Origin of the sequence: Actinomyces sp. zg296, assembly GCF_009829695.1 — a bacterium.
GTDB classification, from domain to species: Bacteria; Actinomycetota; Actinomycetes; order Actinomycetales; family Actinomycetaceae; genus Actinomyces; species Actinomyces marmotae.
This window is the reverse complement of sequence record NZ_VWPG01000003.1, coordinates 135688-158639: the sequence shown is the minus strand read 5'-3', so window position 1 is coordinate 158639 and position 22952 is coordinate 135688. Positions and strand designations below refer to the sequence as shown.

Below are 22952 nucleotides of genomic sequence, written 5' to 3'. Positions count from 1 at the left end.
GCGATGGGCGCGGCGGCCGCGGCGCTGAGCGCTCCCTCCCTCCGCTCCCCGGGCCCCCAGTTGCTGATCTCGCCCGGGCTCGACGGCGCCGCGAGTTCGTGGGCGACCATCGTCGTGGCCATCACCGTCCAGGCCCTGCCCTTCCTCCTGCTGGGAGTGCTGGTCTCCGCCGCGCTCTCCGCGCTCATTCCCGTCCGCCTGCTGCGCCGCGCCACGCCGTCCAGCCCCGCGCTCGCGGTCCCGGTGGCCGCCGGGGCCGGCGTCCTCCTGCCGGGCTGCGAGTGCGGCTCCGTGCCGGTGGCCCGCTCGCTCATCCAACGCGGCGCGCCGCCCGCCGCGGCCCTGGCCTTCCTCCTGGCCAGCCCGGCGATCAACCCCATCGTGCTCGTGTCCACCGCGGTGGCCTACCAGGGCTCGCCCGGCATGCCGATCGCCCGCCTGGTCGCCTCGCTCCTCGCCGCGGTGCTCGTCGGCTGGGCCTGGATCCTGCTCGACGACGACGCCCGCCTCGCCCTGGGCCCAGGGGGCGCCCACGATGGGGCTCGCGACCAGCACCGGCATGGGGGCGCCGGCAGGCTGGACGCTTTTAGGGCGGCGGCCGTGCACGACCTGCTGGAGGCCGGTGGCTTCCTCGTCGTCGGCGCCATGGTGGCGGGCCTGGTCAGGGTCGCGGCGCCGGGGGAGTGGTTCGCCGTTCTGGGGGAGCGGCCCTGGGCGGCCGCGCTCGTTATGGCCGGACTGGCCATCGTGCTGAGCCTGTGCTCGGAGGCCGACGCCTTCGTCGCCGCCTCCTTCACGGGCGTGCCCGCCACGGCCCAACTGGTGTTCCTCGTGGTCGGCCCCATGGTGGACCTCAAACTCATGGTCATGCAGTACGGGGCCTTCGGGCGGCGCTTCGTGGTGCGCTTCGTCCCGCTCGCGCTGGGCGCCGCCATCCTCTGCGCCCTCGCCATCGGCCCCCTCCTCCTCCCCCTCTGAGCGAGACCGGTCGAAAACACGAGCGAGACCGGTCGAAAACACGAGCGAGACCGGTTCGGGGACGGCTGGTGGTGTGATCGAGGCGCCACCCCTGAGTAGTTGCATTCTCAACTAACTGGGTTAGAGTCGGGGCATCACGCACAGGCGTGAAAGCCACGAAAGGACAGCGCCATGAGCAGCGCGCGGACCATCCCGGGCGCGGCGCCCGCGACAACCGCCTCCGACCGCCAGTCCCCGGCCATCCAGGTGAGCCAGGCCGCTCCCGTCGACCAGGCCGCCCCCGCGCCCCGCCACCGGATGCACTTCGGCATCTTCACCGTCGGCGAGATCGTCGCCGACCCCGCCACCGGGCGCGCGCCCAGCGAGCATCAGCGCATCAAGAACACCATTGAGATGGCCGTGGCTGCCGAGCAGCTCGGCCTCGACTTCTTCGGCACCGGCGAGCATCACAACCCGCCCTTCGTCCCCTCCTCCCCGGTGACGTTGCTGGGCAATATCGCCGCGCGCACCTCCCGCCTCCTCCTGTCCACCGCCACCACCCTCATCACCACGAACGACCCCGTGCGCCTGGCCGAGGAGTACGCCTTCCTCCAGCACGTCGCCGATGGCCGCGTGGACCTCATGATGGGCCGGGGCAACACCGGCCCCGTCTACCCCTGGTTCGGCAAGGACATCCGCAAGGGCATCTCGCTGGCGGTGGAGAACTACGACCTCCTGCGCCGCCTGTGGCGCGAGACCAACGTGGACTGGGAGGGCGAGTTCCGCACGCCGCTGACCGACTTCACCTCCATGCCCCGGCCGCTCGACGGCGCAGCCCCCTTCGTATGGCACGGGTCCATCCGCTCGCCCCAGATAGCCGAGCAGGCCGCCTACTACGGCGACGGCTACTTCCACAACAACATCTTCTGGCCCCTGGACCACACCAGGCGGATGGTCGACCTCTACCGGCAGCGCTTCGAGCACTATGGCCACGGCCGGGCCGAACACGCCATCGTCGGCCTGGGCGGCCAGTTCTTCGCCGCTGAGTCCGAGGCCGCGGCGATCGAGCGCTACACCCCCTACTTCCGCTCCAGCTACGTCTACCAGGGGGCCTCCCTGGAGGACATGACGGCCCACACCCCGCTGACGGTCGGCACTCCCGAGCGGATCGTCGAGCGCTACCTCACCTATCGCGACGCCGTTGGCGACTACCAGCGCCAGGGCTTCCTCATCGACGCCGGCGGGGTCCCGCACTCCGTCGTGATGGAGCAGCTCGAGATCCTGGGCACCCGGATCGTGCCCGCCCTGCGAGCCGAGCTCGAGGGCTCCCGCCCCGACGGCGTCCCCGACGCCCCGCTCCACCCCCGCCACGAGGCCGCCCTCGCCGGCGGGAATCCCCCTGCCGAGGAGCCCTTCGGGCTCGTGAACGACTTCGACCCGCTCACGGGCAGGAGAGTGAGGATCTGACATGAGTGAGCCGTATCGCGGCGCGCGGGTGATGGGCGCGAGGCGTGCCGCTCCCGCCGGGGAGCACGGCGAGACGCCCGACGCCTACGAGCACGCGCAGATGGACCGCATCCCCCGGATCGTCGCCGTCCACGCGGGCCTGGGAGCGCCGTCGACCTCCGCGATGCTCGCCGAGCGCCTCGTGGAGGCCGCGCGCGCCGCCCTGGAGTCGCGAGCCCGGCTGGCCACCACCGAGGTCATAGCGTTGCGACCCCTGGCGGCCGACATCGCCCTGGCCGGGATCGGAGGTCCGATCAGCGGAGGGCTCCAGTCCGCCATCGACTCCCTGTCCTCAGCCGACGGCGTCGTCGCGGTCAGCCCCGTCTTCCAGGGCTCCTATACGGGCCTGTTCAAGGGCTTCTTCGACGTCATTCCCGACGGCGCCCTGCGCGACGCGCCCGTCCTGATGGGCGCCACCGCTGGCACCGCGCGGCACAGCCTCGTCACTGAGATGGCGCTGCGGCCGCTGTTCACCTACCTCAAGGCCCGCCCGACGACGCTCGCGGTCTTCGCCGCCAGCGAGGACTTCGGCGCCGCATGGGCGCAGGGCTCCGACGGCGACGGCCCCCACCGCGGGGCGCCCCTGGCCGATCGGATCACCCGGGCGGGCGCGGAGCTCGCGGATCTCATGACGCGGCTGAGCCGCCAGGCCCCGGTGGACGCGCTGGCGGGCTTCACCCCGATGGCCGACCTCCTGCCGGGGCGGTCGCGCGGCGGGTCGCGCGGTGGGGAGGCGGCGGGCGGCATCTCCTGAGCGCTCGTGCGCCCTCGAACCACGACCACGAGGGCGCGGGCCCTGGGCCCGGCCTCGCCGCGTGTTGGCGGCCGCAGTGGGGATGGCCGCCGATCCCTGCTATGCTGCGTCCAGCGGCCGAGCCATAGCGCCTCCCAGTGGCGACGCAGCCAGCCCGCCGCGAGCACTGAACCACCGGACCGAGGCATCACCCTGGCGCCGCGCAGTGCATCACCTCTCCCGTGAATGAATCCGGGTTATCCCCCTACCCGCGCGCAGCCATCGCGCGCGCCACACCATGAGGACACTCGTGACTGAGACTTCCAGCGCCCCCGCCCTGACTGCCATGCGCCTGGCCGAGCTGCAGCAGCTCGCCTCCTCAATGGGCCTCAAGGGCACCTCCCGCATGCGCAAGAGCGAGCTCATCGCCGCGATCCGTGACGCCGGCGCCCCCGCGGCGCAGGGATCGACCGCTTCCAGCGCCAAATCGACCGCTTCCAGCGCCAAGGATGGCGCGGCCCCTGCCTCCGAGCCCGCTAGCGCCCAGGCGCCGGCCTCCACTGAGGCCCCCGCGCAGGGCTCCTCCCGCCCGCGCCGTCGCCGCGCCACGGCCGCCGCCGGTGCCCCGAGCGATGTCCCCGCCTCCCTTGAGCTCGACCTGCCGACCCGCTCGGAGCGCGGTGGGGACGCCCCCGCGCAGAGCTCTGACAGCGCACTCCGCCCTCGTCGCGAGCGCGCCGACCGCGCGGAGCGCTCCGACCGGTCTGAGGAGGGCTCGCGCCGCCGTCGCCGTGCCGAGCGCGACCAGCGCCCCGCCGACGGCCCCGATTCCGCCGAGGACCATCTCGACGCCAAGGCCGCCCTCATGCGCGACCTGGCCGACGTCACCGGCACCGCCGCCGTCGAGCCCGCCGAGCGCGTCCGCCGCGAGGACCGCCCTGAGCGCGAGGGCCGCGATGGCGAGGACGAGGGCCGTCCCGGGCGCCGTCGCCGGGGCCGCAAGCGCGGCCGCGACCGCTACGACGACGAGGGTGACGGCCGCGACAGCCGCAACCAGCAGCAGGGCAGGCAGCGCGCCCCCCGCGAGGACGAGGTCCTGCTCCCGGTAGCCGGCATCCTCGACGCCTCCGACCCTAACCACGCGTACCTGCGCACCTCCGGGTACCTGCCCGGCTCGAAGGACGTCTACGTCTCGGCCGCCCAGGTCAAGGAGCACGGCCTGCGCCCGGGCGACGCCGTCTCGGGCTGGGTCCGCGAGGGCGGCGAGTCTGCTCAGTTCGGGGGCGGTCACAGCGGGCGCCAGAACCGGCGGCAGAACCGTGCGGGCCGCGTTAAGTACAACCCCCTGGTCTCCGTGGAGACGATCAACGGCATGGACCCCGAGCGAGCCAAGCGCCGCCCGGAGTTCGCCAAGTTGACCCCCCTCTACCCGCAGGAGCAGTTGCGCCTGGAGACCACGCCGAAGGCCGTCACGCCGCGCGTGATCGACCTCGTCTCCCCGATCGGGAAGGGCCAGCGCGGGCTCATCGTCTCCCCGCCCAAGGCCGGTAAGACGATCGTCCTCCAGCAGATCGCCAACGCCATCGCGGTGAACAACCCGGAGGCCCACCTCATGGTCGTGCTCGTCGACGAGCGCCCCGAGGAGGTCACCGACATGCAGCGCACGGTCAAGGGCGAGGTCATCGCCTCCACCTTCGACCGCCCGGCCTCGGACCACACGATCGTCGCTGAGTTGGCCATTGAGCGCGCCAAGCGCCTCGTGGAGCTCGGGCAGGACGTCGTCGTGCTCCTGGACTCCATCACCCGCCTGGGCCGCGCCTACAATCTCGCCGCCCCCGTCTCCGGGCGCATCCTGTCCGGTGGTGTCGACGCTGCGGCGCTCTACCCGCCCAAGCGCTTCTTCGGCGCCGCGCGCAACGTCGAGAACGGCGGGAGCCTGACGATCCTGGCCACAGCGCTGGTGGAGACCGGCTCGAAGATGGACGAGGTCATCTTCGAAGAGTTCAAGGGCACCGGCAACATGGAGCTCAAGCTCTCCCGCCAGCTCGCCGACAAGCGCATCTTCCCCGCCGTGGATGTGGCCGCCTCGGGCACGCGTCGCGAGGAGTTGCTCATCGACCCCGCTCAGCTGAAGATCATGTGGCGCCTGCGCCGCCTCTTCGCGGGCCTGGAGCAGCAGCAGGCCCTCGAACTCGTGCTCTCCAAGCTCAAGGACACCCAGTCCAACGCCGAGTTCCTCATGGTCATCTCCAAGACGACGCCGGCGGGCGCCTCCCTGGCGGACGCCGACGACGGCGAGTGACGAACTGACAGGACGCATCCCCGGCGAGGCGCGCGGGTGGGCCCTGCCGCCTCGGAATCGAGGCTGGCAGGCCCGCCCGCGCGTCAGTCCTCCAGGTAGCGTGGTCAATCGCCCGAGGACGGCGCCCGGGGGCCAGCTCCGGGTGCTCGGCGTCACTGGCCGCCGCGTTGTGCCACCGGGGCGCGCGGCGGCATAATCACCCACGGCCTCCGGTTCACCCGCGCCGCCGTGCGGGACCCGGGACCCTCTGATTGCTGAAGGAGACACCTATGAAGCAGGGCATTCACCCCGAGTACGTGGCCACCACGGTCACCTGCACCTGTGGCAACACCTTTGAGACTCGCTCCACCGTCACCGCTGGCGAGATCCGCGCCGACGTCTGCTCCGCCTGCCACCCGTTCTACACGGGCAAGCAGAAGATCCTCGACACCGGTGGCCGTGTCGCCCGCTTCGAGGCCCGCTACGGCAAGCGCAAGAAGTAAGCATCCCGACCGACGCCGGCGCCCGGCTCCCCGCGAGCCCAGCGCCGGCGTCGTCGCATCCCGGCAATCCGCCTTCCGCCCCGAGAGGACCATGATGAGCGAGGACTTCAGCGCCGTCGAGCCGCTGCTCGCCGAGCACGCCCAGCTGGAGGTGGAGATGGCCGGTCCCGCCGCGGCCGATCCCGCCGTCATGCGGCGCCTCGGGCGGCGCTATGCCGAGCTCGGGCAGGTCGTCGCCGCGCACCGCGCCTGGGCGGATGCCCGGGCCGACCTGGATGACGCCGCCGAGCTCGCCGCCGCGGACCCCGGCTTCGCCGCCGAGATCGCCGGCGAGCTCCCCGCCCTCGAGGCTGCTGAGGCGGAGGCCGCCGACCGCCTGCGCCACGTCCTCGTTCCCCGCGATCCCGACGACGCCCGGGACGTCATCATCGAGGTCAAGGCCGGCGAAGGTGGGGAGGAATCCGCTCTGTTCGCCTCCGACCTGGCCCGCATGTACACCCGCTACGCCGAGCGGATGGGGTGGAGCGTCACCATCATGGACGCCACCGACTCCGACCTGGGCGGCTACAAGGACGTCCGCCTGGCCGTCAAGGCGCGCGGCGCCGTCGAGCCCGCCGACGGGGTTTGGGCCCGCCTGAAGTACGAGGGTGGCGTCCACAGGGTTCAGCGCGTTCCCGTCACCGAGAGCCAGGGCCGCATTCACACCTCCGCCGCCGGGGTCCTCGTCATGCCCGAGTCCGATGACCCCGGTGAGCTCGAGATCGACCCCGCCGACCTGCGCATCGACGTCTTTCGCTCGTCGGGCCCCGGCGGCCAGTCCGTGAACACCACTGATTCGGCCGTGCGCTTGACGCACCTGCCCACCGGCATCGTCGTGTCCATGCAGAACGAGAAGTCCCAGCTGCAGAACAAGGAGGCGGCGCTGAGGGTCCTGCGCTCCCGCCTGCTGGCCGAGCGCGCCGCCGCCGCTGCGGCCGAGGCCGCTGAGGCCCGCCGCTCCCAGGTGCGCACCGTGGACCGCTCCGAGCGCATCCGCACCTACAACTTCCCCGAGAACCGCATCGCCGACCACCGCACCGGCTACAAGGCCTACAACCTCGACGCCGTCCTCGACGGCGACCTGGGGCCGGTCATCGACTCGGCCATCGCCATGGACGAGGCGGAGCGCCTGGCGGCCGTCGGCGAGCAGTCGTGAACGCACTCGACCGTTACGCGCTGCGGCGGACGGTGCGGGAGGCGGGGCAGACGCTCGCGCTGGCGGGCGTCGCCTCGCCGGAGGTCGACGCCCGGCTGCTGGCCGAGCACCTGCTGGGCGGGCCGCTGCTGCTCGCCGACGGCGCCCCCGAGGGCTTCGCCCCCGCATACGCGGCGCTGGTGGAGCGCCGCGCCGCACGCGAACCGCTGCAGCGCATTCTCGGCGTCATGTGGTTCCGGGGGCTGGAGTTGGAGTGCCGACCGGGTGTGTTCATCGTGCGCCCTGAGACCGAGGTGGTGGCCGGGGCCGCCATCGAGGCCGCCCGGGCGGTGGCGTCGGAGGAGGGACGTGGCCCCGTGGTCGTGGACCTGTGCGCCGGCTCGGGGGTCATTGCCGCCGCGGTCGCGGCGGAGGTTCCCCTGACCCGCGTGTGGGCCGTCGAGATCGACGCCGCCGCCCTCGCCTTGGCGCGGGAGAACTGCGAGCGCCTGGCCCCGGGACGGGTGGAGGTTGTCGGCGGTGACGCCACCGCCCCGGCCGTGCTCGCCGAATTGGACGGGAGCGTCGACGTGGTCGTCTCCAACCCGCCGTACGTGCCCGCCGGGGAGGTGGAGGACGTCGAGACGGCCGGGTACGACCCGGACCTGGCCCTGTACGGCGAGGGAGCGGACGGCTTGCGCCTGCCGCTCGCCGTCATCGAGCGGGCCGCTGCCCTGCTGCGCCCCGGCGCCGTGCTCGTCATGGAACACGACCCCGGGCAGGGGGCCGCGCTGCGGGCCGCCGCCCTCGGTGCCGGCTTCACCGAGGCGGTCACCGGCCAGGACCTCGCCGGTCGCGACCGCTACCTACGGGCCGTCACCGAGCCAAACCCACGGACCTGACACGGCCCTTCACCGCCTTCGCGCTCCAGCTGTTCGGCTCGGTCGCGCGGTCGATGTCCTTGCCCCGGTAGTGCTCCGCGATGCGGTCTCGCGTGAGGCGCTGGCGGAGGCGGTGGCGCTGTGCCCCCGCTCGATCTCGGTCGCGCCCTCGATCTCGGACAGGGACTCCGGCGCCTCCCCGACTTTGAGCCGCGGTGGCAGGGCGGCCTGCTGCGGTTGGACGCCGGTGCGCAGGGACAGGGCGTGGGCACCCGCGATTGGGTTCAGGCCCAGGACCTTGATGCTGCCCGCCGTCGGCTTGGCCAGTCCCTCGATCCGGCTGAGAAGGGTGGTCTTCCCGGCGCCGTTGGGTCCGATGATCCCAAGGATCTCTCCGGTGCGGACCTCCAGGCTGACCGAGTCCAGGGCGGTCAGGTCGCCGAAGCGCTGGGTGACGTCCTTGCAGACGACGGCGCTCATGGCTGATCCTCGGGGGTGCGCGAGGCGGTTGACGGCTGGGCACTGGTGGGTGCTCGCCCGTCCTGGCGCGGTGCCCTGGTACCCAGCCCGACAGGGGGATCGCAGTCCTGTGCCAGCGGGCGACCAGGAGTGCGAGTCAGTTTCACGTCCTCGCCCGAGTCGCCACGCCTGAGCGGACCGGCCCTGACATCGGGGTACCGGCGGGCCCTGGCTCACTCCGCGGCCATCGGGCAGACTTCCCGTGCAGCGGACGACGGCTGACCCGCGTGATCGACGAGTACCGTCGTCGCTACCCAGCCGAACCCTTCTGAACGGAGCTGCCACATGACCACTGTCCTGGTGATCGGATCAACCGGAAAAGTCGGACGCGTCGTCGTCGACGAGGCCCTCCAACGCGGCCACACCGTCAAGGCCCAGACCCGCAACGCCCAGCGGGCGCGACGATCCCTGCCTGACGGCGCCGAGATCGTCGAGGCGGCGCCCGCCGACGCCGACGCGCTGCGTCCGCTCGTCGCGGACGTGGACGCCGTCATCCTCACCCACGGCGGCGACAGTGACGGCGAGAACAACTTCTACGCCGTCATCCCGGCGCTGCTGGAGGCGCTCGGGGACTGCGACACCCACATCAGCCTCATGACGGCGATGAACACAAGCCACTCCGCCGGCGCCAGCGCCAGCAACTACGAGTTCGTGGAGTGGAAGCGCCGCGCTGAGCGGCTCGTGCGCGCCTCCGGCCACCCCTACACAATCGTGCGCCCCGGCTGGTTCGACTACCAGGGTCCCGCCGACCGCCAGATCGACCTGCGGCAGGGCGACCTGGTCACCGGGCAGCCCGGAGTCGACCGGCGCCACATCGCCCAGGTGCTCCTGGAGGGAGCGCTCAACCCCTCCGGCGCCCGCCGCACCGTGGAGATCTTCAGCAGGGCCGGAGCCCCCGTCACCGACTTCGAGGCCCTGTTCGCCGCGACGCGCGCGGACGAGGCTGGCGGCCTCGACGGCGTGCTCGACACCAACAACGTGCCGCTGGCCCAGGAGCCGCAGCGTGTCCAGGACGACCTCGCCCGACGTGGCAAGTGACGCTGGATCACGCGTGTGCCGCATAAGGACATCTGGGACCGTACGCGTGACGGCGACGATGTAGACCTGTTCGAGCAGGAGTACACCGACATCGTGCGGGTCGAATAGGCACGTTGCCGGGGGGGGCATGTTCGACATGAACCAGACCCGTCCCTCCGACTCGGCACTGCGAGAGGAGGCGCTGACCGTCGGCTTCAGCGAGGCCGCCACGGGACAAGACCTCACCGTCCGGGAGCGCTACCCGCGGGCCGTGCGCTGAGCGTTGGCGCCGGCGCTCAGGCGGGGCTCCTCGATCCAGCCCTCGCCGACTCTCACCGGCACGACGTGCGCGCCGCCGTCGGGCATGGCCTCGGCCAGCCAGTCCAGGCCCTGCGCCTCCAGGCGGGTGGCTCCGGCGAAGGAGTCGGGCTTGCGGACGACGGCGTCGGAACGGCTGCTCATGGGGTCAAGCCAAGCACGGGTGCGTCGTGGAAGAATATCCGCAGCGCAGCGAGAGGAGACGGTGCCGTGAGCCTTGATGCGTTGGGCCGGGAGCAAGGCCATATGGAATCCGATGCCTTCATCCATGACCTCCGCGAGGCCCTGGCCGCGGCGGGGGACCCGGCCCGCGCCGAGCAGCAGCGCGCCTACCTGAAGTCCGAGATGGCGATGTACGGCGTCGGCGTCCCCGTCACCCGCCGTATCGCCCAGAGGATCGCCGCCGCCCACCCAGACCTCTGGTGCGAGGCCGCCAGCTGGGAGGAGGCGCTGCGCCACCTGTGGGACGGCGCCACCCACCGCGAGGAGCGCTTCGCCGTCCTGGCGATCATCCGCTCCAAGTACTCGGCCGCTCATGCCGACCGCTTGGAGTCCCTCGCGCTCTACGAGCACCTCCTGCGCACGGGCCAGTGGTGGGACCTGGTCGATGAGACCTCGCACGCCGTGGGCCTCGTCGTGCGCGCCCACCTGGCGGCGGCCGCACGTATGCGTGCCTGGGCGGTGGACGCGAACATGTGGGTGCGACGCAGCGCGATCATCTGCCAGCTCCAGCACAAGGAGCGCACCGACTTGGGCCTCCTGACCGCCGCCATCGAGGCCAACCAGGAAGACCAGGAGTTCTTCATCCGCAAGGCCATCGGCTGGGCGCTGCGCGACTACGCCCGTACCGACGGCGACTGGGTGCGTGCCTTCGTTGAGACCCACCCGGGGCTGTCGCCGCTCAGCCGCCGCGAGGCGCTCAAGCACCTGTGAGGCCGGGGGCGGCTTGTCTCTCCGGCCTGCCGAGAAGCGGGCCTGGGAGTGGCGCGGCGCCCGGGTGGTGTGGGGCCGACGGCGGGGGAGCGCCCACGTGGCGGAAGTCGTTCTCCCCGAGCGCCTCCAGCAGCGCCGGTGGCCGCTGGCAGGAGACGATGAGACCTCCGCGAAGCGCTGAGATGGGGTCGCTCAGGCCCTGGCGTCGATGAGATCGGCCAGTCGTCCGAGAACCAACTCCCGTGCCCGCTCGGCGACCCTCGGCCCGTTGAGGCCGAGGATTCCATGGCAGGTCCCGGGAAGCAGGACCGCCTCGGTTAGAACATTCGCCTCAGTCAGGGCCCTGGCAAAAGCCAGATCCTCATCCATAAGCGGATCGCACTGGTTCACGAGGAGGAACGTCGGCGGGAACCCTGAAAGATCGGCCTCCCTGGCGGGAGCCGCATGGGGCGTCGGATCCTGATCGCCAAGATACGCTGACCATGAGGCGGTCGCGTTCGGCAGATCCCATACGGGCGTGCTGGTGGCGTTCCGCATCGAGGCCGTGTTGAGGCGGTCATCGAGAACCGGCTCAATGAGGAACACATGGTCCGGCATGGGGGCGCCGGTGTCCCGGCAACGAAGAGTCAGCCCCGCGGTCAGGTTCCCTCCGGCTGAGTCGCCGTAAGCGATCCACGTCGCCTCAGGGTACTGCGTGGTGACCCATGTCCAGGCCGCGACGCAGTCCTCTAGAGGACCTGGGAAGGAGGACTCCGGAGCGAGCCGATAGTTCGGGCTCACGACTGTGGCGCCGGTGCGCAAGGCCAGAGTGGCGTTCCACGCGTCGTCGTACTTGGCCTGACCGGAGACGAAACCGCCACCATGGATGGACAGGATGACGGCATTCGCGCCGTGCCGCGGGGCGTGAACCCTCAACTCCACCTCCTCGCCGCCGCTCGGCACAGCGAGGATCGTGCGAGTGACCCCATCGGGGACGGGGGTCTCATGATCGAGGATCGCCGCCCCGGCGGCGCGCATCGTCAGTGGATCCCAGGCGGTCTGCGGCGGAATGTCCGCCGCGGCCGTGGACACCTCAGGATCGATGAGGCGGGCGGGGTCGAGAGTCATGACGCCACCTCCTTCAGGAACGAGTCGCAGACCGCGTAGAAGCCCTCGGAGCGGTCGCGGCGCACGCAGTGCGACGCGCCGGGGACCATGGCCGTGCGAATCCTGGCGTTGCCGAGCGCCTGGACCTCCTCCAGCCCGGAAGGCCCTATGAGGACGTCGTCGCCGTCGGATGTGACCAGGAGCGTCGGCGTGACCAGGGCTGATGCCGTCTCCGCCCAGAAAGTGGCGGGGGAGACGACGCCGGTGTGGATGAAGTCCCGATCCACCTGGATCTTGGCTTGCAACCATGCGCAGGACTCCTCAACGTCCCACGCCGGGTAACTCTTCCGATTCTCGGTGAGCGCCTCGTCAGGGTGATCCGCGATCCATGCCATCCGGGCAGCCAGCGTCGGCCCCTCGTCGCTGTAAGCGGTCCTCTGGCTCTCGGAGAGCCAGGCGGGATCCTCCAGCACGAGCGCGTCGACGAGATCCGGGCGGCTGGCGGCGGCGGCGGCGCAGACCGCGCCCCCCATCGAGTGGCCGATGAGAATCACCGCGGTATCGTGCTGGCGGCCCTCAAGGATGGTGATGAGATCCTTGACCATAACCCCGATCGGATCGCTCAGCTCTGCGGGGTTGAAATGGGGGGAAACGCCGTGCCCACGCGCATCAATCGACGTGACATCGTAATGGCTCCGCCAGTGCCGGTGCGCCGCCGATAGTGATGCCGCGTTGTCGGTGACGCCGTGATTGAGGAGCAGTTGAGGCGCTCCGGCCCTGATGGTGCGGATGCGGGCGATCCCAGTTGCTTCCGTCATGCTTCGCTCCTCATGAACTCATGCTCGATGTCCTCCAGCGTCTTGCCGCGCGCCCCAGGGGTGGCCTTGAGGGCGAAGACGGCCGACGGCGTGGTCGCCGCGGCATGGATCCCGAGCGCGCCCGCTCCACCGGCGCGCGCCGGCTCCGCGTTGATCTTGGCGTTGCCGATATCCAGTGCCGCGACCTCGCGCGGGGTGATGACGGCGCCCCGATGCGGTGGGGACTGCATGAGAGCTCACTCTCCTTTGAGCTGGTTCCGGGCGAGGTCGGGGGAGCGGGATCTCGCGCGTGGCGGGCCTGCCACTGAGACTCCGCAGGTCACCATATGGTAGCGTCGCCAACCATAGGGTGTTCGATGCTGATGGTACACCCATGGCGGGCGGGGGAGAGCGGCTCGATCACGTACGGGGGAAGTCGTGCATAAGTATGAGCTTATCCGTGAGGCCATCGCGGCGATGGCGGCTGAGGCGGGACCTGGGGCTCGCCTGCCCACCGAGAAGGAGATGGCTCGACGCTTCAACGCCTCAACGATGACGGTGCGTCGCGCGCTTCAGATGCTCACGGAGAACGGCTTGCTTCGCGGGGTGCCTGGGAGGGGCACCTTCGTGGCGCGTTCCCGGGTGACCAAGGTGGCTCGCGCGTCCGCCTCGTTCACCGAGGCGCTGCGGGCCTCGGGGCGTCGAGCGAGTAGTCGGCTCGTCTCGGCGACCTTGCGACCGCCCATCGATGACGCCGAGGGCGACTTCTTCGCCGTCGGTGAGGGGGGATTCGTCGTCGAGGTGCGGCGTGTGCGCCTGGGGGACGGGATTCCCATCGGGTTCGAGTCGGCTGTCCTCAATGCGGCCATCGTCCCCGGTATTCTCGGATGCGATCTCACCGGGTCGTTGTACGAGCTGATCGAGCAGCAGTACCAGCTTCAGATCGAGCGCACCGGCATCGTCGTGTCCGCCCGGCTCCCGGAGGGGCGCGAGGCGGAACTGCTTGAGGTGGAGCCCGCGGAGCCGTGCCTGCAGACGGTTGTCACCGCCCAGGTCTCAGGCGGGCAGAACCTTGAGCGCACGGTGGCGCTCTATCGCGGCGACATGTATGAGCTCGCCATCTGAGTCCGCATTCGGGACGGCTGTGACTCATTCTGGTCCCCTCCTGGTCGGTGCCCCCGCGGGAGGTTGGAGCCGATGCGGGTCCTCGCCCGTGACCTTGGCGAGGCCTGGCCGCCACGGGGTCCGGCCCGTGCCGAGCAGCAGCGCGCCCACTTGAGCCCTGAACTGCGCCGCCCTGACCATGGGCCTGCGCGGCGCAGGTGACGTATTGGCATCAAATGATGGCCGAGAGCGCACGAGCGGTCCGGCGGGGGCTCGGACGGCCGTAGGATGTTGGCACCCGTGTTCCCTGAATCGAAGGATTCCCAGAATGAGAAGGCTTCCTCGTCTTGCCGCCGGCGGCGCCGCCGTGCTCTCCCTCGGCCTCATGGCCGTCCCGAGCATCGCCGCTGAAGGCGCCATCGGCGCCGGCGATGCCACCGGCTCCCCGAGCGCCGCGTCCCCTACGGTCAACGACTCGGGCAGCGCTGGTACCGCTGGCGACGCTAGTGGCGCTGGTGACGCTGGCAGCGCTGGTGATGCTGGTAGCGCTGGTGACGCTGGCAAGCGGGGCGATGACGACGCGAGGATCGTGTTCCCGGCCATCGCCCTGTCCGCCCCCTCCGTTGAGGTCGGCAAGACGCTTACCATCACGGTGACCGGTCTGCCCTCCGGCACCGTGTCGGAGGTCATCGCGTCCCCCGGCGACATCGCCGTCGGTAAGACGACCCACAATGCCCAGGGCGTCGGCACTGTCGACTGGACGGTCGGCAAGGAGGTGAAGCCCGGCGTCTACACGATCTCCCTGAAGGACAATCCGGATGTCACGGCGAAGGTCACCGTGACCGCCGCGAAGCCCGGCGCTGACGCCGCCCCCGGCGGCACCCCGTCGGCGGCGCCCTCGGCTTCGGTGGCGCCCTCGGCTTCGGCGATGCCCTCGGCGGCGCCGAGCGCCTCCGCCGTTCCCAGCGCGCCTTCCGCGACCACCGCCACTCAGGCGCCGTCCGTCACCGCCGCCGCCAGCGCAGGTGCCCTGGCGCGCTCCGCCGCCGCCGGCGCCGCCGCCAGCGCGGGTGTCCCGGCGGGCTCCGCCGCCTCCCAGCCCGGTTCCCTGGCCCGCACGGGTGCTTCCACGGTCCTCGGCGTCCTCGCCATCGGGCTCGTGACGGCCGGCATCGTCCTGCGGGCGGCCTCTCGGCGCGCCTGAGCGCGGCGACGCGCTCGACCATCGCGGCTCACCTGATCAGTCGGTGCTCGCCGGGGGGGGGGCGGGGCCAGCACGGCCCCGCCCCCCCCGGCGCCTCGGGTTGGGACGGCTGGGAGGACGATGACTCCTGGGCCGGCGTCGAGCCCCCTGACGACGCCGCGCCGGACCCCGAGGAGGCCATCGCGCCGGAGGACGCTGACGCCGTCGCCCCCACCTGGGAGGAGCGCCAGGCCGAGGTCGCCGATCTCGTCGGCCGCGGTCGGCACCCCACCACGGTCTGTTCGCCGTCCTGGACGGATGAGGACCGCCGCGTCGTCGAGGACGCCCTGACCGCCACCGGCACCGCCGAGCTCGCGGACCGCTCGGTCGACGAGCTCTCCGGGGGGCAGCGCCAACGCGTCTGGATCGCTATGGCTCTCGCACAGCACACCGATGTCCTCCTCCTTGACGAGCCCACCACCTTCCTCGACCTCACCCACCAGGTCGAGGTCCTCGACCTGCTCACCGACCTCAACCGCTTGCGCGGCACGACCGTGGTGATGGTCCTGCGCGATATCAACCTCGCCGCCCGCTACGCCGACCACCTCGTCGCCATGCGTGACGGACGGATCGCCGCCGCCCACCCAGACCTCTGGTGCGAGGCCGCCACCTGGGAGGAGGCGCTGCGCCACCTGTGGGACGGCGCCACCCACCGCGAGGAGCGCTTCGCCGTCCTGGCGATCATCCGCTCCACGCGCTCCGCGCCGCACGCCGACCGCTTGGAGTCCCTCGCGCTCTACGAGCACCTCCTGCGCACGGGGCAGTGGTGGGACCTCGTCGACGAGACCTCCCACGCTGTGGGTCTTGTCGTGCGCGCCCACCTGGCGGCGGCCGCACGCATGCGTGCCTGGGCCGTGGACCCCGACCTGTGGGTGCGACGCAGCGCGATCATCTGCCAGCTCCAGCACAAGGAGCGCACCGACTTGGGCCTCCTGACCGACGTTATCGAGGCCAACGAGGAGGACTCGGAGTTCTTCATCCGCAAGGCCATCGGCTGGGCGCTGCGCGACTACGCCCGCACCGACGGCGACTGGGTGCGTGCCTTCGTCGAGACCCACCCCGGCCTGTCCGCCCTCAGCCGCCGCGAGGCGCTCAAGCACCTGTGAGATGGGCGGCCGGCTGCTTCTGCCTCCCGGGGCGCGCTGACCGGCTCGCTGATGACCTGGGACTCCGGGATGACCGTGCCCGCTTGATGGGCACACCCGTCGACCTGGTGATTGTGGAATCGATGCGGAACCCGTACGTCACCGAGGCTGCTCTTGCGACGGCGGAGGAGCTGTATGCTGCCTGAGACCCCCGCGCACCTGTGGGATGCCCAGCACGCCGCTCGGGATGCGGTGCTAAGGCCTACTTGAACGTCACCTCGTGGCTCTCGGTGTACTCGATGGCCGTCTGGTCGCCCGAGACGGCGATACCGCGGCCACGCTCGTAGACCATGGTCGTACCGTGCTCCGGCAGTTCGCTGCCCTGCCCCCTGCGCAGAATGATGATCCATCCGTCAACCGAGGTCTTCCCCATGTCGGAGTTGTCAAAGACCGCCAGGCCCTGGGACGGAAGAAGCTTCTCCTCAAGACTGCTGTACCTCATCTGGAAGGTCTCGTCCCCCGGGCCGGCTTCCAGGCGGATGTTGAGATCGTCGCCGCCGAAGGCCTCATACGCCGAGTCATCCTCGAAGTCCATCGTGCAGTGGACGAGGGAGACCGTGTCCTCCTCCTGGATCTTGCCGATCTGTCCCGGCGCCCCCCGGACGGCTGACGTGTCGTAGTCCGGGATGATCTTGTCGCAGGTGACGGTGCGGTGCGCGGCGGAGTCCCTGAAGACGATGGGGTCGATGTCCCGCGCGCCCAGGGCCGCTGCGGCAGAGGCCTGCGCATCAGCGGTGCTCGCTGCCACGGGGATGGTGCCACCGCAGGCGCCGAGGCTGAGAACCAAGCCAGCAGTGGCAGTGACGGACAGGAGGGAAGGGAGCGGGCGCATAGGCGTCTCCGGAGTAGTAGGTGGCGGGCCGACTGGCTCCTTAAGTGTGGACGGCCCCGGCCAGGCGCGCCATGGGGTGACTTCCCGGGGGAGGACTCCCCGGGCGCGGTCGAGGTGGGCGCGTGACCTCCTCGCGCGGTCTGGGCGGCAGCGCCGTGCCCGGCCCTGGGGGCGGGTGGGTGCCGGTAGGCTGGGGCCAGAATGAACGCGACGGACTCCCTCTTCGGCTCCCTGCCCATGCCCGGCCAGAAGGGCGGCGCCACGCCCCCCGTCGAGGCCGCCCTGCCGGCCCTCGCCCCGGCCTCCTTCGACGCCGACGACGGCTGGGCCGACTCCCTGCTCGACACCGAGGCCCCTGCCGAGTCCGGATACGAGTCCGACGACGAGTTCCCCTCCGCCGAGGAACGCGACTCCGTTGCCGACACCTGGGAGGAACGCCAGGCCGAGACCGCCGCCCTCGTCGCACGCGCCCAGGCCAGGGCTGCCGCCCTGCGCGCCGCCCAGGCAGGAGCGCCCGACCCAGGGCCTGCGGGAGGCGGCGTCGGCCGGGAACAGGGCCTCGCCGTCGGCGACCCCACCGCACTCACCCGCGGCCTCAACGGGCCCCAGGCCGCGGCCGTCACCCACGCCGGCGCCCCCCTGCTCATCATCGCCGGCGCCGGGAGCGGCAAGACCCGCGTCCTGACCCACCGCATCGCCCACCTGCTGGCCACCGGCCGGGCCCATCCCGGCGAGATCCTCGCGATCACCTTCACCAACAAGGCCGCCGCGGAGATGCGCGAGCGGGTCACCGGGCTCGTCGGGCCCGCCGGGGGGCGCATGTGGGTCTCCACCTTCCACTCCGCCTGCGTGCGCATCCTGCGCCGTGAGCACGAGGCCGCCGGCCTGCGCTCCACCTTCTCCATCTACGACGCCGCCGACTCCACGCGGATGGTCACCCTGATCGTGCGCGAGCTCGGCATCGACCCCAAGCGATTCACCCCCAAGGCCTTCGCCCACCGCATCTCCGACCTCAAGAACGAGCTCGTCACCCCCGTCGAGTTCGCGGAGAAGGCGGTGACCACCAACCCCTTCGAGCGCCACCTCGCCGAGGTCTACACCGCCTACGCGTCGCGCATGGCCTCCGCCAACGCCCTGGACTTCGACGACCTCATCATGCGCGCGGTCCAACTGCTCCAGGCCAAGCCCGCGGTGGCCGAGATGTACCGGCGCCGATTCCGCCACATCCTCGTTGACGAGTACCAGGACACCAACCACGCCCAGTACATCCTCGTGCGCGAGCTTGTCGGCGGCCCCGGCACCTCCGGGGAGGGAACCGCGCTTCCCCCGGCCGAGCTGACCGTCGTGGGGGACTCCGACCAGTCCATCTACGCCTTCCGCGGCGCCACCATCCGCAATATCGAGGAGTTCGAGCAGGACTACCCGTCCGCCCGCACCATTCTGCTGGAGCAGAACTACCGCTCCACCCAGAACATCCTCGACGCCGCCAACGCCGTCATCTCGCGCAACACCGGGCGCCGCCCCAAGAACCTCTTCACCGACTCCGGCCCCGGAGCCCCCATCACCGGCTACGTGGCCGACTCCGAGCACGACGAGGCCCGCTGGATCTCCACCGAGATCGACCGCCTCGCCGACGAGCACGGGGTGAGGCCCCGGGACATCGCGGTCTTCTACCGCACCAACGCCCAGTCCCGCGCCCTGGAGGAGGTCTTCATCCGCGCCGGCCAGCCCTACAAGGTCATCGGGGGCACCCGCTTCTACGAGCGGCGCGAGATCAAGGACGCCATCGCCTACCTGCGCGCCGTGGACAACCCCGATGACGACGTCTCCCTGCGCCGCATCCTCAACGTCCCCAAGCGCGGACTGGGGGAGAAGGCCGAGGCCGCCCTCGCCGAGCACGGCGCCCGCCACCGCGTGTCCTTCTCCGACGCCATCGCCGACGCCGCCGGAGCGCCCCGCCCGGGCCTGACCGAGCCCGAGGCGCAGGGGGCCCCGCGGGTCGAGGGCCTGGCCACCCGCGCCCGAGCCCAGGTCACCCGGTTCCACGAACTCCTTGAGGGCCTGCGCCATCAGCAGGCCTCGGGCGACGGGGTCGCGGACATCCTCGACTCCGCCCTCGACGCCTCCGGATATCTCGCAGAACTGCGCGCCTCCGATGATCCCCAGGACGCCACCCGCGTGGAGAACCTCGCCGAACTCCACTCCGTGGCCGCCGATTTCCAGGCCGCCAACCCCGAGGGGAGCCTCGCCGACTTCCTGGAGCGCGTCAGCCTCGTCGCCGACTCCGATCAGCTCCCCTCCGCCGAGAGCGCCGTCGGCGAGGAGGCCGCGGCGCAGGCCCATGAGGCCGCCGAGCAGGGCCAGATCACCCTCATGACCGTCCACACCGCGAAGGGCCTGGAGTTCCCGGTCGTCTTCGTCACCGGCATGGAGGATGGCACTTTTCCTCACTCCCGGGCCCTGGCCGAGGACTCCGAGCTCGCCGAGGAGCGGCGCCTGGCCTATGTGGCGCTCACCCGCGCGCGTGAGCGGCTCTACGTCACCCGCGCCGCCGTGCGCTCCGCCTGGGGGCAGGCCACTGCCATGCCCGCCTCCCGCTTCCTCGATGACATCCCGCCCGAGACCATGGACTGGAAGCGCCTGGCTTCCTCCATGGACGCCCTGCGCGGGGGCGGCACCGGCTGGGGGCGCGGTTGGGGCGATGATGGGGGTGGTCGCAGGGGCTCCCGCTCCCGAGGCTCCTGGCACTCCGACGACGACGATTTCGCTCCCCCGATCGGCGCCCGCCCCGCGCGCACCGGCAAGATCGGGCGCGTGGAGACCGCCAAGGACCGGGCCGCCAAGCGCGCCGCCGCGAAGAAGGGATCCGCCCCGGTCCGCCTGGATGGCAGCGAGCGGTCCACGGGCAACGGGGGAGAGGAGGAGCTCCCCGCGGCCGTCCAGGGCCTGCGAGAGGGAGACGCCGTGCGCCACGACACCTACGGCGTCGGCACCGTGATCGCCCTGGAGGGACACGGCCGCTCGAAGGTCGCCCGCGTGGAGTTCACCATCGACGGCGCCCGCGCCGTCAAGCGCCTCATGCTGCGCCTAGCGCCCCTGGCCAAGGCCTGATCGAATCCCCATCCCGCCTCGGAGGAGCCTCCGCGGCTCCCACTGGCCGGCAGCGACCGCGTCTGGCGCGCCTAGGTCAGGCTCCCCCACACGCCGGGCTCGCTAGGAGCGAGGACAGATCCCAGGCCGGCGGTGGCGAATGCCGCCCGTGTGCGCGCAGGACCCTGCGTGAAGTGCGCCCACTGCGTCTGGTGCGCCACGACGACGCGCCGGGCCGACAGCACTCGCGCCGCCGTCGCCGCCTGGTCAGCCGTCATGGACAAGGGGCGGCCCGCGAACTTGGCTGGGACGCTCGCCCGGCCCGCGTGGAGCACCGCGTAGTCCATCGGGCCGAAGCGCTCGGCCACCGCTGTCACCCCATCCAGCGAGGTGGTGTCACCGCTGAGGAACATCTGCTCCGCGCGCGCCTGGAGCACGAAGCCGATGACCTCGCAGTTGACGAAGCCCCGTGAATCCCGTTCACCGTCCGCCGGGCCATGAACGGCCTCGACGGCGTGGATCGTGAGCTCACCGAGGCTGAGGCTCTCGCCCGCGGCCAGGCCCCGCGCCGTGCCGCCCATCCGCCGTCTTGCTCACAGCGCGGCAGCGAGCCTGGCGACAGCGTCTGCCGCGCTCCCGCGGTGGGCGCCACGCCAGCCGGTGCCCGCCCACAGGGAGATCCTCTGCATGTCACCCGCCCTGGCGGCGGCCGCGCGCAGGGGCAGCGTCAGGCGGTTGACCGCCGGATAGGCGCTGGGAGCATGAGGATGCCGCAGCGCGAATCCGTTGCGCAACGAGCGTGCCGGCCGCCCGCTGAACGCTCGTGTCACGATCGTGCGCGTGAAGCCCGGGTCCGCCAGGGCGCGGCGATACGTCTCAGGGGTCCCCGCCTCATCGGCTCGCAGCAGCAGCGTGCCGACGGCGACCATCTGGGCCCCGGCAGCAAGAATCGCCCGGACGTCCTCGCCACCGCCGACTCCACCGGTACCGATGACGGGCAACGTGGTCGCCCCGCGCACCTCCTGAACCACATCCGCCGTGGCCTGGCCACCGATCGTCCGAGAAGGGTCAAAGGTGGCGCTGTGACCACCAGCCCGCGGCCCCTGGACCACCAGCCCATCCGCCCCGGCCTCGGCAGCGGCCACGGCTTCCCGCGCCGTCGTCACGGTCACCAGCACTGTGGTGCCGGCCGCGCGCAGGCGGCGGACGACGTCGTCCTCCGGAAGCCCGAAGGTGAAGGAGACCACCGGCACCGGGTCGCTCACCAGCAGGTCGAGCTTGGCCTGCCAGCCATCGTCGTCATCGCCGGGCTGGACCCTCAGCTCCAGTCCGTGGGCCCGCGCCTCCGGGGCCAGTTCGCGCGCATAGGCCTGGAGCGCGGCATCATCGACCGGCGCGCGCGAGGGCACGAAGAGGTTGACGCCGAAGTCGGCCCCCAGCTGGCGGGCCTGACTGATCTGCTCTGCCAGCGCCTCGACGCTCCGGTAGCCGCCCGCCAAGAAGGGGAAGGCGCCCGCCCCGGCAACCGCGCCGGCCAGCGCCACGGTGGAGGGCCCGCCCGCCATCGGCGCGGCAGCGAGAGGGAGCGACGAGGCCAGCAGCGGGGTGGTCGCCATGGTGTCTCCTAGGAACGATGGACAGGAACCGCCTGTCAGGCTAGGAGAGCCTCGCGCCCGAGGGAAGTGCCTGTCAGGCATGATCTATGCTTCAGCGGCATGGACGTGGAGATACGGCACCTGCGTGCCTTCATCGCCGCGGCTCAGGCGCGGCGGATGTCGGGCTCGAGGAAGATCGTGGCGCTCAGGCCCGGCAGCGCCTCGCGCACCCGCGCCTCGGCGGCGTCGATCGACTCGGCAATCGCCGCGCCCGTGGCCCCGGTGGGCACGGCCACCTTGGCCGCCACCAGGAGGGTCTCGGGCCCGGTGTGGATGGTGCGCAGGTAGACCACGGATTCCAGGGCCCCGCCCGGGATCGCCGCGAGGATGGCGTCACGGTGCTCGGGGGCCGCCGCCTCCCCCAGCAGCAGGGAGGACATCTCGAAGGCCAGGAACAGGGCGATGACGACGAGCAGCAGGCCGATGGATGCCGATCCGATGGCGTCCCACCGGCCGTCACCGGTCAGCAGGGTCATCGACACGCCCCCCAGGGCGAGGACGAGCCCGACCAGGGCGCCGATGTCCTCCAGGAGGACCAGGGGGATCTCCGGGGACCGGGAATCGCGGATGTAGCTGAGCAGGCCGCGGCTCCCGCGGGCGGCGCGCGCCTCGCGCAGCGCGGTGCGCAGGCTGAAGCCCTCCAAGCCGATCGACACCACGAGGACGGCCACCGGCACCCAGTGCCAGGAGTCGATGGCGCGCGGGTGGCTGAACTTCTCCCAGGCCTCGTACAGGGCGAACAGGCCGCCCAGGGTGAACAGGACGATCGAGACGATGAACGCCGCGAGGTAGCGGGAGCTCCCGTAGCCGAACTGGTGCTGCTCATCGGCCTGCCGCCTGGCCCGCTTGCCGCCGAGGAGGAGGATCGCCTGATTGCCGGAGTCCGCCAGGGAGTGGACCGACTCGGCGAGCATCGACGATGAGCCGGTGAGCAGCCAGGCGACGGCCTTCGTGACGGCGATGCCGACGTTGGCGGCCAGCGCCGCGATGATCGCCTTGCCGCCAGAATGGTCGTGGGCCATGGGTCCTCCTTGGATCGAGTGGGCGCGCCGCCGAGCGCGCATCACGGCGACGCTACCGCGAGCGAGGGCCGGCATCGCCGTCATCTCACGTGAAAGTGGTCGCCATCAGCATGAACATCGGATATCTGTTGAGTTGAAGATCACAGATGGGCTGCT

General features: G+C 71.5%; 23 protein-coding genes. 14 read left to right on the top strand and 9 right to left on the bottom strand.

The window, feature by feature from the left end; all coding sequences use genetic code 11:
- The first annotated feature begins 3 nt into the window (after positions 1–3).
- The 7 genes from GVV76_RS02980 to prmC all read left to right on the top strand — a co-directional run bounded on the left by GVV76_RS02980 (position 4) and on the right by prmC (position 8056).
- Positions 4–978, top strand: a complete 975-nt coding sequence (locus GVV76_RS02980; protein WP_159625137.1) for a permease — start codon at positions 4–6, stop codon at positions 976–978.
- 171 nt (positions 979–1149) lie between these two features.
- Complete coding sequence (locus GVV76_RS02975) at positions 1150–2424, top strand: CE1758 family FMN-dependent luciferase-like monooxygenase (protein WP_235904914.1); 1275 nt, start codon at positions 1150–1152, stop codon at positions 2422–2424.
- 31 nt (positions 2425–2455) lie between these two features.
- Positions 2456–3217 carry a CE1759 family FMN reductase gene (locus GVV76_RS02970; protein WP_235904939.1) on the top strand — a complete coding sequence of 254 codons (762 nt, stop codon included), beginning with the start codon at positions 2456–2458 and terminating at the stop codon, positions 3215–3217.
- Positions 3218–3542: 325 nt separating this feature from the next.
- A complete protein-coding gene (gene rho, locus GVV76_RS02965) occupies positions 3543–5498 on the top strand; it encodes a transcription termination factor Rho (protein WP_413227732.1) in 1956 nt (651 codons plus the stop codon).
- Positions 5499–5767: 269 nt separating this feature from the next.
- Positions 5768–5980 (top strand): 50S ribosomal protein L31, encoded by a 213-nt coding sequence (gene rpmE / locus GVV76_RS02960; RefSeq protein WP_159522280.1) that lies wholly within the window; start codon positions 5768–5770, stop codon positions 5978–5980.
- Positions 5981–6074: 94 nt separating this feature from the next.
- On the top strand, positions 6075–7175 hold the full coding sequence (gene prfA, locus GVV76_RS02955; RefSeq protein WP_159522282.1) for a peptide chain release factor 1: 1101 nt from the start codon (positions 6075–6077) through the stop codon (positions 7173–7175).
- Entirely contained in the window at positions 7172–8056 is an 885-nt protein-coding gene (prmC, locus tag GVV76_RS02950) for a peptide chain release factor N(5)-glutamine methyltransferase (RefSeq protein WP_159624881.1), read from the top strand. The genes prfA and prmC overlap by 4 nt, the downstream gene beginning before the upstream one ends.
- 9 nt (positions 8057–8065) lie before the next feature.
- Here the strand turns inward: prmC and GVV76_RS02945 are convergent, their stop codons facing one another.
- Positions 8066–8515 carry an ATP-binding cassette domain-containing protein gene (locus GVV76_RS02945; protein ID WP_159624878.1) on the bottom strand — a complete coding sequence of 150 codons (450 nt, stop codon included), beginning with the start codon at positions 8513–8515 and terminating at the stop codon, positions 8066–8068.
- A gap of 324 nt (positions 8516–8839) precedes the next feature.
- Here GVV76_RS02945 and GVV76_RS02940 point away from each other — a divergent pair, with 324 nt between their 5' ends.
- Entirely contained in the window at positions 8840–9592 is a 753-nt protein-coding gene (locus GVV76_RS02940) for an NAD(P)H-binding protein (protein ID WP_159624876.1), read from the top strand.
- 136 nt (positions 9593–9728) lie between these two features.
- Positions 9729–9851, top strand: a complete 123-nt coding sequence (locus GVV76_RS10560; RefSeq protein WP_268891764.1) for a hypothetical protein — start codon at positions 9729–9731, stop codon at positions 9849–9851.
- On the opposite strand, the gene GVV76_RS02935 is transcribed toward GVV76_RS10560, so the two are convergent.
- Entirely contained in the window at positions 9830–10033 is a 204-nt protein-coding gene (locus GVV76_RS02935) for a hypothetical protein (RefSeq protein ID WP_236263178.1), read from the bottom strand. The two genes, GVV76_RS10560 and GVV76_RS02935, sit on opposite strands and share 22 nt — an antisense overlap.
- A gap of 66 nt (positions 10034–10099) precedes the next feature.
- On the opposite strand from GVV76_RS02935, the gene GVV76_RS02930 reads away from it, so the two are divergent.
- On the top strand, positions 10100–10822 hold the full coding sequence (locus GVV76_RS02930; protein WP_236263177.1) for a DNA alkylation repair protein: 723 nt from the start codon (positions 10100–10102) through the stop codon (positions 10820–10822).
- A 192-nt stretch (positions 10823–11014) separates the two neighbouring features.
- Here GVV76_RS02930 and GVV76_RS02925 read toward each other — a convergent pair whose 3' ends face one another.
- Genes GVV76_RS02925 through GVV76_RS02915 form a run of 3 tightly spaced genes read right to left on the bottom strand, consistent with a single transcriptional unit; the run spans position 11015 to position 12956 of the window.
- Positions 11015–11929 (bottom strand): alpha/beta hydrolase, encoded by a 915-nt coding sequence (locus GVV76_RS02925; protein ID WP_159624874.1) that lies wholly within the window; start codon positions 11927–11929, stop codon positions 11015–11017.
- A complete protein-coding gene (locus GVV76_RS02920) occupies positions 11926–12726 on the bottom strand; it encodes an alpha/beta fold hydrolase (RefSeq protein ID WP_159624872.1) in 801 nt (266 codons plus the stop codon). Before GVV76_RS02920 ends, GVV76_RS02925 begins: the two co-directional genes overlap by 4 nt.
- On the bottom strand, positions 12723–12956 hold the full coding sequence (locus GVV76_RS02915) for a hypothetical protein (RefSeq protein ID WP_159624870.1): 234 nt from the start codon (positions 12954–12956) through the stop codon (positions 12723–12725). The genes GVV76_RS02920 and GVV76_RS02915 overlap by 4 nt, the downstream gene beginning before the upstream one ends.
- Before the next feature lie 187 nt (positions 12957–13143).
- Between GVV76_RS02915 and GVV76_RS02910 the strand changes: the two genes are divergently transcribed.
- The 3 genes from GVV76_RS02910 to GVV76_RS10690 all read left to right on the top strand — a co-directional run bounded on the left by GVV76_RS02910 (position 13144) and on the right by GVV76_RS10690 (position 16158).
- The gene (locus GVV76_RS02910) at positions 13144–13830 is read left to right on the top strand and encodes a GntR family transcriptional regulator (protein WP_159624868.1); all 687 of its coding nucleotides are present in this window, start codon (positions 13144–13146) and stop codon (positions 13828–13830) included.
- A 307-nt stretch (positions 13831–14137) separates the two neighbouring features.
- Positions 14138–15013, top strand: coding sequence for a hypothetical protein (locus tag GVV76_RS02905; RefSeq protein ID WP_159624866.1), 876 nt, complete (start codon positions 14138–14140; stop codon positions 15011–15013).
- On the top strand, positions 15010–16158 hold the full coding sequence (locus tag GVV76_RS10690; RefSeq protein ID WP_442858361.1) for a DNA alkylation repair protein: 1149 nt from the start codon (positions 15010–15012) through the stop codon (positions 16156–16158). Before GVV76_RS02905 ends, GVV76_RS10690 begins: the two co-directional genes overlap by 4 nt.
- Positions 16159–16399: 241 nt before the next feature.
- Here the strand turns inward: GVV76_RS10690 and GVV76_RS02895 are convergent, their stop codons facing one another.
- Complete coding sequence (locus GVV76_RS02895; RefSeq protein WP_159524146.1) at positions 16400–17029, bottom strand: hypothetical protein; 630 nt, start codon at positions 17027–17029, stop codon at positions 16400–16402.
- 201 nt (positions 17030–17230) lie between these two features.
- On the opposite strand from GVV76_RS02895, the gene GVV76_RS02890 reads away from it, so the two are divergent.
- Entirely contained in the window at positions 17231–20140 is a 2910-nt protein-coding gene (locus GVV76_RS02890; protein ID WP_159624864.1) for a UvrD-helicase domain-containing protein, read from the top strand.
- A gap of 71 nt (positions 20141–20211) precedes the next feature.
- Here GVV76_RS02890 and GVV76_RS02885 read toward each other — a convergent pair whose 3' ends face one another.
- From GVV76_RS02885 to GVV76_RS02875, 3 genes are all read right to left on the bottom strand, one after another.
- Positions 20212–20700 (bottom strand): MBL fold metallo-hydrolase, encoded by a 489-nt coding sequence (locus tag GVV76_RS02885; protein ID WP_159624862.1) that lies wholly within the window; start codon positions 20698–20700, stop codon positions 20212–20214.
- 12 nt (positions 20701–20712) lie between these two features.
- Positions 20713–21735 carry a nitronate monooxygenase gene (locus GVV76_RS02880; protein WP_201292184.1) on the bottom strand — a complete coding sequence of 341 codons (1023 nt, stop codon included), beginning with the start codon at positions 21733–21735 and terminating at the stop codon, positions 20713–20715.
- Between the two features lie 143 nt (positions 21736–21878).
- The gene (locus GVV76_RS02875) at positions 21879–22796 is read right to left on the bottom strand and encodes a cation diffusion facilitator family transporter (protein ID WP_159624860.1); all 918 of its coding nucleotides are present in this window, start codon (positions 22794–22796) and stop codon (positions 21879–21881) included.
- Between the last annotated feature and the right edge of the window lie 156 nt (positions 22797–22952).